Annotated in this window: 10 protein-coding genes; 9 read left to right on the top strand and 1 reads right to left on the bottom strand. The window is 51.8% G+C overall.

The window, feature by feature from the left end; all coding sequences use genetic code 11:
• Nucleotides 1-51: 51 nt before the first annotated feature.
• Nucleotides 52-669, top strand: coding sequence for a DUF2087 domain-containing protein (locus tag EDM55_RS04575; protein ID WP_092266123.1), 618 nt, complete (start codon nucleotides 52-54; stop codon nucleotides 667-669).
• Between the two features lie 186 nt (nucleotides 670-855).
• On the opposite strand, the gene EDM55_RS04570 is transcribed toward EDM55_RS04575, so the two are convergent.
• The gene (locus tag EDM55_RS04570) at nucleotides 856-1,167 is read right to left on the bottom strand and encodes a YtpI family protein (protein WP_092266122.1); all 312 of its coding nucleotides are present in this window, start codon (nucleotides 1,165-1,167) and stop codon (nucleotides 856-858) included.
• A gap of 182 nt (nucleotides 1,168-1,349) precedes the next feature.
• Between EDM55_RS04570 and EDM55_RS04565 the strand changes: the two genes are divergently transcribed.
• The 8 genes from EDM55_RS04565 to pyk all read left to right on the top strand — a co-directional run bounded on the left by EDM55_RS04565 (nucleotide 1,350) and on the right by pyk (nucleotide 12,087).
• A complete protein-coding gene (locus EDM55_RS04565) occupies nucleotides 1,350-4,775 on the top strand; it encodes a DNA polymerase III subunit alpha (RefSeq protein WP_122959721.1) in 3,426 nt (1,141 codons plus the stop codon).
• Between the two features lie 171 nt (nucleotides 4,776-4,946).
• Nucleotides 4,947-6,191, top strand: a complete 1,245-nt coding sequence (gene ystJ, locus EDM55_RS04560; protein WP_092266120.1) for an NADP-dependent malic enzyme — start codon at nucleotides 4,947-4,949, stop codon at nucleotides 6,189-6,191.
• A gap of 96 nt (nucleotides 6,192-6,287) precedes the next feature.
• The gene (locus EDM55_RS04555) at nucleotides 6,288-6,959 is read left to right on the top strand and encodes a FadR/GntR family transcriptional regulator (RefSeq protein WP_122959831.1); all 672 of its coding nucleotides are present in this window, start codon (nucleotides 6,288-6,290) and stop codon (nucleotides 6,957-6,959) included.
• 80 nt (nucleotides 6,960-7,039) lie between these two features.
• A complete protein-coding gene (locus tag EDM55_RS04550) occupies nucleotides 7,040-7,222 on the top strand; it encodes a glutamate decarboxylase (protein WP_092266119.1) in 183 nt (60 codons plus the stop codon).
• A 21-nt stretch (nucleotides 7,223-7,243) separates the two neighbouring features.
• Nucleotides 7,244-8,188, top strand: a complete 945-nt coding sequence (accD, locus tag EDM55_RS04545; protein ID WP_092266118.1) for an acetyl-CoA carboxylase, carboxyltransferase subunit beta — start codon at nucleotides 7,244-7,246, stop codon at nucleotides 8,186-8,188.
• A complete protein-coding gene (gene accA / locus EDM55_RS04540) occupies nucleotides 8,155-9,111 on the top strand; it encodes an acetyl-CoA carboxylase carboxyl transferase subunit alpha (protein ID WP_092266117.1) in 957 nt (318 codons plus the stop codon). The genes accD and accA overlap by 34 nt, the downstream gene beginning before the upstream one ends.
• Before the next feature lie 222 nt (nucleotides 9,112-9,333).
• A complete protein-coding gene (gene pfkA / locus EDM55_RS04535; protein ID WP_092266116.1) occupies nucleotides 9,334-10,293 on the top strand; it encodes a 6-phosphofructokinase in 960 nt (319 codons plus the stop codon).
• Between the two features lie 39 nt (nucleotides 10,294-10,332).
• Nucleotides 10,333-12,087 carry a pyruvate kinase gene (pyk, locus tag EDM55_RS04530; protein WP_122959720.1) on the top strand — a complete coding sequence of 585 codons (1,755 nt, stop codon included), beginning with the start codon at nucleotides 10,333-10,335 and terminating at the stop codon, nucleotides 12,085-12,087.
• Nucleotides 12,088-12,467 lie beyond the last annotated feature (380 nt).

Genomic DNA, 12,467 nt, shown 5'->3' with positions numbered 1-12,467 from the left:
TCACCCCGATCGGGGATGTGGATTAGGTAAAACGGAAAAAGGTGATAACAAATGCAATTAGATAAGTTGGTGACCTTTCATAAAGCACTGGCCGATCCGACACGCATTCGCATCCTCGCCGTCTTGGCGAATGGACCGCTGCACGGTCAGGCACTGGCAGGAAAAATGGGCGTGACTGCCCCAACGATTACCCACCATATGGCAAAGCTGCGTGAGGCAGGAGCGGTGTACGAGAGAAGGGACAAGAACACCATTTATTTTTATCTGCATGAAGCCAATATGAAGCGACAGTCGCAGGCAATTCTGGATCTCCTGGCAAAGGCAAAGGACGAGAGTGTCGATGAGTTCCAGGATGACATTTCGGTAGCAGAGCAGAGGAGGGAGAGCATGGCACAAGAGGCACTGCAGGTGATTCGAAGCTTTATTACCCCGGATGGAAAGCTGAAGCAAATCCCGGCCCAGCGCAAGAAAAAGCTGTTTGTTTTCGAGCACATGGTCCGCGGTCTGGAGAGAGGAAGAAAGTATCAGGAAAAGGAAATCAACGAGTATATCAAGACGTTCCATGAGGATTTTGCCACGATTCGGCGCGAATTTGTCATGAATCAATATATGTATCGGGAAAACGGAATCTACGAGTTGAACCCGGAGGAGCTGTGGGCGAAGCCGTAAGCGAGCCAACAGGGAGAAAATAAAAAAGGACAACCGTCGGCACTGCACTCGGGTTGTCTGAAGCAATAAGATATCACACAAGGGTCATTATAGCGTACCGAAAAACAGTCTGCTACACGAAACGGCTGGAAACGGAGGAAAGATGTTTCCAGCTCTCTTCCCATCCGCTAGGTGCTGGCAGCAGCCCTATACGCCTTTTTTCATTTCAGCAAGCCAAAGCGTCTTATAACGGAAATAATTGCGCGTCCCCAAATAAAGATTGATCACACCCACAACAAGCATCACGAGAGCGACCACGATGCGGATCGTATCCAGCTCTTCAAAGGTAAACTGGTTGATCCCGAACAAAGTAACCAAAAGCCCCAGGGCGATATTCATTTTTCCCAATATCATGCGGGAAGCAAGCGGGTGGGTACCCTGTCTGCGGGCATGAATGCTGAAATAAACGCTGGCGACAAGCGAGGCTAGCACGCCAGTCAAATAAAAGGCGGACCACATATCCTGCATACATCCTCTCTACCAATCTGGTATTATCCTACCAAAAGAAAGGAAGTGTGGCAAATATCTAAGGAACGTTTGTTCTTATTTTCCCACAGCCTGTTCGCTTTTGGGTATAATGGAAGGCGAAGCGAGGAATAGACAACGATTCGGAAGCGGAATTGAGAGAGGAAGGAACAAAGATGAACACCTTTGTCCATCTGCACGTTCACACGGAATACAGCTTGCTGGACGGTGCGGCACGGATTGAACCGCTGGTAGCACGTGCAAAGGAACTGGGGATGCACGCGCTCGCCATTACGGATCATGCCAATCTGTACGGAGCCATTCCTTTTTATAAAGCCTGCCTGGAAGCCGGGATCAAACCGATCATCGGCATGGAAGTGTACGTAATCGAGGGGAATCTGTCAGATCGCGTACGCAACGCACCTGCTCCCAGCCACTTGATCCTGCTGGCGGAAAATGATCAGGGCTACAGGAATCTACTCAAGCTGGCGACCATCGCACAGACAGAAGGAAATTACATTCTGCCGAGACTGAATAAAGAAGCCCTTGCCCGTCACACGGAAGGGCTGATTGCACTTGGAGCCAGCCGCGAGGGAGAGGTAGCTCGTCTCTTGCTGGCAGGAGATGCTGCAGGAGCGAAGGAAGCGGCAATGTGGTATCACCAGACATATGGACCTGACCACTACTATCTGGAAATGGTGGACCACGGGCTGGAATCGGAGAAAAGGTTGAATGCGCGCCTTGTCCGGCTGAGCGAAGAAACCGGCATCCCACTGGTCGTCACCAACAACGTTCACTACATCCATAAAGAAGACCACGCCATCCACGACATTTTGCTCGCGATCGGAGAAGGGAAGACGGTTACTGAAGAAAACCGTTTTCGCTATGAAACGGATCAGTATTATCTGAAAAGCGGGCAAGAGCTGGCAGAGTCTTTTGCCTTTGCCACGCAGGCTCTGCAAAACACCGCTAGGATCGCCGAGCGCTGCCAGGTGACGCTGTCGTTTGGCGAGCATATTTTGCCGAAATTTCCTTTGCCAGAGGGGCAGGATTCGACGACGTTTTTGCGTGAGCTTTGCGAGCAGGGCTGCCGCGAGCGCTACAAAGAGTTGACGCCGCAAATTCGCGAGCGTCTGGACCACGAGCTGGCAATTATTACGGGGACAGGCTTTACCGATTACTTTTTAATCGTCTGGGACTTCATGCGCTACGCACATCAGCACGGAATCTCTACCGGTCCGGGCAGGGGGTCGGCAGCGGGCAGTCTGGTTGCCTATGTGCTTAAGATCACCAATGTTGACCCACTGCGCTACAACCTGCTGTTTGAGCGGTTCCTCAATCCAGAGCGGGTCACGATGCCGGATATTGATATCGATTTCGCTGTGGAGCGCAGGGACGAGGTCATTCATTACGTGGCGAAAAAATACGGCCATGACCGCGTTGCCCAGATCATTACCTTTGGGACGATGGCGGCACGTGCGGCGGTTCGGGATGTAGGGCGTGCTTTAGGCTTGTCGCTAGGGCTGATTGACCGGATGGCGAAAATGATTCCGCAGTCGCCCGGGATGACGATCGAGCGTGCCATGCAAATCAATCCGGACATCGCCAAGGTGTGTGCCGAGAACAAGCAGGCGGCTCAGCTGATTGAGACGGCGCGGGGAGTAGAGGGGCTGCCGCGGCATGCCTCCACGCATGCAGCGGGAGTGGTCATTTCCCGTGAATCGCTGACGGAATACGTGCCATTGCAGACGGGTAACGAAGGTCTGGCGCTCACGCAGTACCCGATGGAGATTTTGGAAGAGGTCGGACTTTTGAAAATGGACTTCCTCGGCTTGCGCAACCTGACGATCATCTCGGAAACCTTGCGCAATCTTGCACAGCAAGGCATCCACGTCGATCTCGAGACCATTCCGACTGATGATCCCGAGACCTATCGCATGCTGACGCGCGGGGAGACGACGGGTGTCTTTCAGCTGGAGTCCTCCGGTATGCGCAGCGTGCTGCGCGATTTGAAGCCGACGAGCTTGGACGACATTATTGCTGTCCTGGCATTGTATCGTCCGGGACCGATGGAGATCATCCCGCAGTACATCGCGGCGAAGCACGGTCAGACCAAGGTCCACTACGCTCATCCTGTACTCGAGCCGATCTTGCGTGAGACGCATGGCTTTATGATCTATCAGGAGCAGATCATGCAGATTTCCTCCACGCTCGCGGGCTTTAGTCTGGGGGAAGCGGACATTTTGCGCCGGGCCGTAGGGAAAAAGAAACGGGATCTTTTAGCCGAGCAGCGGGAGAAATTCGTCGCGGGCTGCGTCAAGCAAGGCTATGGAGATGAGCTGGGCAACGAAATCTACGACCTGATTGTGCGCTTTGCCGATTACGGCTTCAATAAGGCTCACTCGGTCGCCTATGCCATCATTGCGTATCAGATGGCGTATTTGAAAGCCAATTATCCGCTGGCCTTTATGGCGGCGCTCCTGTCTCTGTCCATCGGCAGCCAGACGCGCATCGCAGAGTACACGGAGGAAGCCCGCCGTCTCCATTTGCAAGTACTCACACCTGACGTCAATCGCAGTGAGGCGCATTTTACTGTCGAGCAGGATGCCATCCGCTTTGGTCTGGCGGCTGTCAAAAATGTCGGGTACAGTGCGATCGAATCAATCGTGAAGGAGAGGCAGGGCAGACCCTATCGCGATGTATTTGATTTTTGCGCTCGAGTAGACGGCAGACTCGTGAACAGGCGAGTGGTGGAGTCGTTGACACTTTGCGGCGCACTGGATTCGCTGCCAGGACACCGCAGTCAGCTTCTGGTCCTGCTCGATGAAGCAGTGGGCAAGGCAAATGGCAAACGTGTGGAGCGGGATGCCGACCAGATGAACCTTTTTGCAGGGGAAGATGCTGCCCCGGTGCGGGAGCTTTCGGAATACCCGGAGGTTCCGCCATTCTCGCGCGCCCAGCAGCTAAAGGAAGAACGTGAGCTGCTCGGTGTTTACATCTCCGGACATCCTCTGGATCAGTACGCGCATCTGGCCAGTCGTACTGAGGTGACGGCGATCCTTGCACTGGGGGAGCTGCCCCGGGAAAAAACGGTGAAGGTATTCGGGATGATTACGGAGGAGCGGCGCATCCAGACGAAAAAAGGAGACCCGATGGCTTTCATCACCATCGAGGACAAAACGGCGCTGGTCGAAGTAGTCGTGTTCCCGCAGGTGTTTGCCAAGCATGCCGAGCTTTTGACCAAAGAGAGCATGGTGGTAGTCGAGGGGCGCATCGACCATCAGGATGACCTGGTCAAGCTTTTAGCATCCCGTTTCTGGTCAGCCGATGCGATTCCGAAGCCGACAGAGGAGACTGTGCTTTTTGTCAAAATTTCAGAGGCTCAGGAGCGAGATTCGACGCTTCAACAGCTTCAACAGCTGTTTGTCGAAAAAAAAGGAACGATTCCTGTCATTTTGTTCTACGAGGGAAAAAGACAGACAATTCGCTTGCCAGAGACGATTGCTGTCGAGCTGGACGAGTCATTTTTGGAGCTAGCAAGAGAAATTGTGGGACGTGACAGCGTAATCTCGAAAAAAATGCCCATAATGTGGGGAGGATGAAGAATGTCCTCCCTTTTTCGCCGTTTTCGGCAGGTTTACAGAAGAACGGGTTTGCTATATATTGAGAACATAACTTGAAAAGTGGTCAGACCACTGGACGATTATTGGAAAGCAACAGGCGGTTTTAGAAGCAGTACTAGAAAAAGATAAACGTGAATGGAGTGGTTATGAGTGTCTAATCTGCGAGAGGAAGCATTAGAACTTCACAGAAAACATCAAGGTAAATTGGAGGCTGTCACAAAAGTGCCAGTTCGCAATGCACGTGACTTGAGCCTTGCTTATTCTCCAGGGGTTGCCGAACCATGCAAAGATATTTTTGACGACAAGTCAAAAGTGTACGAATATACGATGAAAGGCAACCTCGTAGCGGTAGTAAGCGACGGGACTGCTGTACTCGGCCTCGGCAATATCGGCCCAGAAGCTGCTATGCCGGTTATGGAAGGGAAAGCCGTTCTGTTCAAATCCTTTGCAGGTGTGGATGCTTTCCCAATCTGCCTGAATACCACAGACGTAGACAAAATCGTAGAAACCGTGAAGCTGCTCGAGCCTACCTTTGGCGGCGTAAACCTGGAAGACATCGCGGCCCCTGCGTGCTTTGAAGTAGAAGAGCGCCTGAAGCGTGAAACCAACATTCCCGTATTCCACGATGACCAACACGGTACAGCGATCGTAACCGCTGCAGGTCTGATCAACGCCCTGCGCGTGGTGGACAAAAAGCTCGAGGATATTCGCGTCGTAGCAAACGGTGCTGGTGCAGCAGGTATCGCCATCATTAAGCTCCTCGTTTCCATGGGTGTGAAAGACGTAATCATGTGCGACACCAAAGGGATCGTATATGAAGGCCGTCCGTTCGGGATGAACCCGGTAAAAGAGGAAATGGCAAAAATCACGAACCACGACAAGATCCAAGGCAACCTGGAAGATGCGATGAAAGGTGCCGACGTATTCATCGGAGTTTCCGTAGCGGGCGCTGTAACAGCTGAGATGGTAAGCTCCATGAACCGCGACGCAATCATCTTCGCGATGGCAAACCCAGTTCCGGAAATTATGCCGGATGTAGCAAAAGCGGCAGGTGCAAAAGTAGTAGGTACCGGACGCTCCGACTTCCCGAACCAAGTAAACAACGTACTGGCCTTCCCAGGAATCTTCCGCGGTGCTCTGGATACTCGTGCTACCAACATCAACGAAGAAATGAAGCTGGCAGCTGTGTACGCAATCGCAGATTTGATCACGCCAGAAGAGCTGTCTGCCGATAAAGTAATCCCGGCTCCATTTGATGCTCGCGTGGCTCCAAATGTAGCTGCAGCGGTAGCGAAAGCGGCAATGGAAAGCGGCGTAGCTCGCATCACTGTCGATCCAGAAGATGTGAAACAAAAAACCATGAACCTGGCAGCGATCTCCTACCAGCAAGTATAGGAATCGTGTAAAGATCACCCTCCGAGACACCGTGTTTCCAGGCGCCGCCGGGGGGTGCTTCACTTCACAGTAAGTGTTACGTAAGGAGGACGAATGGTGCTCGACTCATCCCAAGAGAGAAAGGTATACGAAGGGATTCTCCTGCAGATTCATGAGATCGTTCAAGAGAGAAATCTGCGTCCCGGCGACAAGCTTCCGTCCGAGCGGGAACTGTCGGAGCAGCTGGGTGCAGGTCGTTCCTCTGTCCGTGAAGCGCTCCGAGCATTGGAGCTTCTCGGATTGATCGAGACTCGCAGAGGGGAAGGCACATTCTTAAAGAGTTACCGGCACAATCGGCTGATTGACATCCTCGGATTTTTCATCCTGCGGGATGCCAAGACAAAGAAGGATCTGATCGAGATGCGCCGAATCCTGGAGTTGGATGCGGTGCGGCTCGCCTGCAGACGAGCGACTGACAAGCACTTTGAAGAGATGGAACGCATTTTGGCGATTGCCGAGGAACGGGTCGAGCGGGGGGAAGTACCCACGGAAGAAGACTACCAGTTTCATCGCGTCATTTGCCGCTCTAGCCGCAATTCGATCCTGCATCGGATCTGGGCGCCTCTTGTCGAATACAGCAACAGTGTCCGCATTGAATCATTGTCTCGCGAGGGCAGGGCGAGGATGGCTGTTGCGGAGCATCGCGAGATCATGGAAGCGATCCGCGCAGGCGATGCGACAGCGGCTGTTGAAAAAATGAGGCATCATTTGGAGAACAGTAAGCTATGATTTTCCCCCATTTGCGACAGGCGCAAAGGCTGTGATATGATGATGCAGACCTGTATTGGACGATGAAGGAGGAAGCCAGCGTGTGGACTGTCATCTACATCGCTCCTAGCGCAAGAATCGCAGAACGGATTCAACAACGTTTGACAGATGAAGGATTCCTGGTAAAGGTTCGCGAGGCAAAAGTCTCGAAGCAATACGAGATTTTGGTGCCGGAGGGCGAGCTGCAAGAAGTCCAGGAAGTACTCGCCACGATCCTTCACTGAAGAGAAAGGTGGGGTGTACCAGTGCTAAAAGATCTTTTTGGGAAAAAGCGCAAGTTTGCTACAGTCCCTTCGGAGACACTCGCACGTGTCCCTGCTTCCACCGACCCTTCTAAGGAAGCAGGAACGAGAGAAAAGGAAGTCCCTGAAGGATTGATGAATAAATGTCCTCACTGCGGGACGATTCACTATTCCAAGGATCTGGAGAAAAATTTGCGCGTCTGTAAAGGGTGCCAATACCATTATTCCATGTCTGCTCCTGAGCGTCTGGTGTCTCTCTTGGATGAAGGTGCACTGACAGAGGAATTCGACGCGAATTTGACTACAGCCAATCCACTCGGTTTCCCAGGGTATTTGGAAAAACTCGAGCAGGACAAGGTAAATACGAACCTGAATGAAGCGATCATTACCGGTGAAGGTGTGCTTGGCGGCAACCGGATTGTGATAGGGGTAATGGATTCACGCTTCCGTATGGCCAGTATGGGCTCTGTCGTAGGTGAAAAGATTACTAGAGCGATCGAACAAGCAATCGCTCGTCGTTTGCCGTTCATCTTGTTCTCTGCTTCAGGTGGTGCGCGTATGCAAGAGGGCGTTCTCAGCCTCATGCAAATGGCAAAAACAAGTGCGGCTTTGTCCAGACTCGATCGGGAGCGTCTGCTGTTCGTATCGGTTATGACAAATCCAACGTATGGCGGCGTGTCTGCAAGCTTTTCTTCATTGGGAGATTACAATATCGCCGAACCAGGAGCTATGATCGGCTTTGCCGGACGTCGTGTCATTGAGCAAACGATTCGCCAGGAGTTGCCGAAAGACTTCCAAACAGCGGAATTCTTGTTGAAGAACGGTCAGCTCGATATGGTGGTGCACCGCAAAGATATGCGTGCTACACTAGCCAAACTGGTAGAGATGCACACGTCGCGGGAAGGAGTGGAAGCATGGCAGGAGAACTCCCTTTTGAAAAGCCATTAGTCGAATTACAGGACAAGATCAAGGAGCTGCGTCGTTTTACCGAGGAAAAAGGCATTGATTTCTCGGATGAAATCAAGCGACTGGAGCAAAAGTCAAAAGATCTTGCTCAGCAAATCTATGGAAACCTGACACCGTGGCAGCGTGTACAACTGGCTCGCCATCCGGAACGTCCGACAACACTGGACTACATACAGTTACTTTTTACTGATTTTATCGAAGTGCATGGAGACCGGTTATACGGGGATGACCATTCCATTGTGGGCGGGATCGCCAAGCTGGATGGACGCCCAGTAACCATCGTCGGGCATCAAAAAGGGAAAGATACCAAGGATAACATCAAGCGGAATTTTGGGATGGCGCATCCGGAAGGCTACCGCAAAGCGCTCCGCATCATGGAGCAGGCTGACAAATTCGGTCGCCCGATCATCTGCTTTATCAATACGTCGGGTGCCTATCCCGGCAAGGCTGCTGAAGAGCGCGGCCAAAGTGAAGCAATTGCTCGCAACCTGCGTGAAATGGCTACTTTCCGTGTACCGATTATTTGCATTGTCATCGGGGAAGGCGGTAGTGGCGGAGCGCTCGCGATCAGTGTGGGCAACCGTATTTTTATGCTCGAGAATTCCTATTACTCCGTGATTGCTCCGGAGAGTGCCGCTGCCATTTTGTGGAGAGATTCCAGCTTGGGTATGCGTGCAGCTGAGACGATGAAAATTACGGCGCCAGATTTGCTTGAGCTGGGTGTGATCGATGGCATCATCGAAGAACCGTTTGGAGGAGCGCATCGCGATTTGATTCAGCAGGCGAGTATGGTCAAAGCCACGATCGTAGACCAACTGGAACAGCTCGGTAAAATGACTCCGGATGAACTAATACAGGATCGTTACGAAAAGTTTAAACAGATTGGTGAATACGCCTCCCTGTGATTGCAGGGGGCGTTTTTTGGCTTTTTTCTGCAAGGGAAATCTGCTACAATCGTAGTCGAATCAAGAAATCATCAGATCTTTTGAAAAGTATGACACATATCTTTTTCTTAGTATAACAGATATGAAAAGTGAAATGATACAGTGTGATTCATACCCTATATGGTACATACTGTTGGCGTTTCATGACATGCTAAAGATGACACGATTGGAGAGGTGGATTCCATGCAAAAGCTTGCGGTTCTGACCAGCGGTGGCGATGCTCCAGGAATGAACGCTGCTGTACGGGCGGCTGTTCGACGAGCTGCTTATCACGGGGTACAAATGTACGGCGTGTACCATGGATATGAGGGACTGATGAGTGGGGATATTCAAGAGATGTCGCTTGGTTCCGTTGGGGATATTATTCAACGGGGCGGAACGATTCTATATTCGGCACGCAGCGAGGAGTTCAAGACAGAGGCTGGACAGCAGAGGGCTGTAGAGCAGCTGCGCAAGTTTGGGATCGAAGGCTTGATTGTCATCGGAGGAGACGGATCGTTTCGCGGGGCACAAAAACTGACGGAAAAAGGATTTCCGACGATTGGCGTTCCAGGGACGATTGACAATGACATTCCGTGCACGGACTTTACGGTCGGGTTTGATACCGCATTGAATACGATTGTGGAAGCGATCGATAAAATCCGCGATACGGCTACCTCGCATGAGCGCACCTATATCATTGAAGTAATGGGGCGCGATGCCGGAGATTTGGCTCTGTGGGCAGGGCTTGCTGCAGGGGCAGAGTCCATTATTATCCCGGAGGAAGCGCAGGATATGGAAGACATTCTGGAGCGGCTCCATGCTGGTCAGCGCCGCGGCAAGAAGCATTCCATCATCATCGTAGCAGAAGGTGTCGGAAGTGCTTCCTCCTACGCGGATGCCATCACCAAGGCAACCGGCTGGGAGACACGCGTAACTGTACTTGGGCATATCCAACGCGGCGGTTCTCCGACGGCGATGGATCGCATGCTGGGAAGCCGTATGGGTGCGGCAGCAGTTGACTTGCTCTTGGAAGGCAAGCGGGACCGTATGGTAGGAATCCAAAACAATCAAATTGTCGATGTCGACTTCAATGAAGCATTGGCGAAGAAGCACCAACTGGACTTATCCGTTTATCAGCTGGCACGTACGCTGTCCATTTAACACAGGACAGGTTTTAGGTAAAAGAGGAGGCAGAATCCTATGTTGAGAAAAGCGAAAATTGTATGTACCATTGGACCGGCGAGCGAGTCGGTCGAGACGTTGAAAAAGCTGATCCATGCCGGGATGAACGTAGCTCGGCTCAATTTCTCACACGGCTCTCATGAAGAACACGCGGCACGGATCGTAAATATTCGCAAGGCCGCTGAGGAAACAGGCAAGCCGATTGCGATCCTGCTCGATACGAAAGGACCAGAGATTCGTACGGGTACATTGGCTGTCGATGCAGTGGAGCTGGTAGAAGGAAATACCATGATTCTCACAACGGAAGAGGTAGCAGGAACGGCTGAGCGCGTATCCATCACGTATGGAGAGCTGCCAGAGGATGTCAAGCCAGGCGATACGATCCTGATTGATGATGGTCTGATCGGGCTGACCGTAAAAGAAGTAAAAGGCACAGACATCGTGTGCTTTATCAAGAACGGCGGCACGCTGAAAAGCAAGAAGGGCGTAAACGTTCCAGGTGTGAAAATCAATCTGCCAGGAATTACGGAAAAGGACGCACAGGACATCGAGTTTGGGATTGCCCAGCAGGTGGACTTTATCGCGGCTTCCTTTGTGCGTAAAGCATCTGACATCCTGGAGATCCGCGCAATTCTGGAACGCCACAACGCCAAAATCGATATCATTGCCAAGATTGAGAACCAGGAAGGCGTAGACAATGTAGATGAAATTCTCGTCGTCACAGACGGAATCATGGTTGCGCGTGGGGATCTTGGGGTAGAAATTCCGGCTGAGGAAGTGCCTTTGGTACAGAAGAAGCTGATCAAAAAATGTAACGAGCTCGCAAAGCCGGTTATCACGGCGACACAAATGCTCGATTCCATGCAGCGCAACCCACGCCCAACCCGTGCGGAAGCGAGTGACGTAGCCAATGCGATCTTTGATGGAACAGATTGCATCATGCTTTCCGGGGAAACGGCTGCGGGGAAATATCCGGTAGAATCGGTGGAAACGATGGATCGTATCGCCGTGCGCGCTGAGCAGGAGCTCAACTATCGGGAGATCCTGTACGCACAAGCACAGCTGAAGCAAGTAACGATCACGGACGCGATCAGCCAGGCCGTTTCCAATGCAGCACTGGACCTGAATGCTGCTGCGATCATTACGGCTACAGAGAGCGGTCATACAGCGCGCATGGTAGCCAAATTCCGTCCAAAGGCACCGATTGTCGCGGTGACTCCACATGCCAGCGTGATTCGGCGTATGTCGCTGATCAACGGGGTATATCCTGTCCTGGGTGAAATGGCGAATACGACAGACGAGATGCTGGACATGTCTGTACAGGAAGCGCTGGAAGCAGGCTTTGTACGCCATGGCGATCTCGTGGTCATTACTGCGGGTGTACCGGTTCGTGAAGTAGGTACCACGAATCTGATGAAAATCCATGTCATTGGCGATGTTGTAGCCAAAGGCCAAGGAATTGGGCGCAAAGTCGTGACAGGGAAAATCGTGCTGGCTCGTTCGGCAGAGGAAGCATTGGCAAAAACGGAGGAAGGCTCCATTCTGGTGACCATCGGAACGGATTCTGACATGATTGATGCCTTCAAAAAAGCGGCCGCTGTCATTACGGAAGAGGCCGGTTTGACTTCTCATGCCGCGATCGTAGGGCTCAACGTGGGCGTTCCGGTCATTGTTGGGGTGCCGTTTGCTACGGAGATCCTGAAGGAAGGTCAAGTCGTGACCGTTGACTCCGAGCGGGGACATATATATTCTGGACACGCACGCGTACTTTAGTTTTAGGTATTAAGAATCATTTTGTTGCATAGCCGATTCGAGGGTGACTATTCGTCACCCTCTTTGTCATGCGCTTGGCGAGTAAAACGAGCGCCTGATTTGCTGTTATTTACCAGATAACGGTTGGTTTTAGGTAATGAAAAGCGGGGGGCAATCTGGTAAAATCGTTTGGTTGCCTCTTAGAGGAGCATTTACGAGATGAAGATTTTGAACCGTTCGACAAGGGTCTCCCTATTTTTGGGGTAAAAGAATCATATTTGTCACAGATAGGAAAACCGATACATATAGGGGCTGCAAAGGGAGGTACTCCCGTCATCGCTGGGAAATCTGTGTCAAGTGTTTTTTTATCAGGAATACTATATCTAGTGTTGTCGAAAATT

The organism is Brevibacillus centrosporus (genome assembly GCF_003710815.1).
Classification (GTDB): Bacteria; Bacillota; Bacilli; order Brevibacillales; family Brevibacillaceae; genus Brevibacillus; species Brevibacillus centrosporus.
This window is presented reverse-complemented; position numbering and strand designations above follow the sequence as displayed.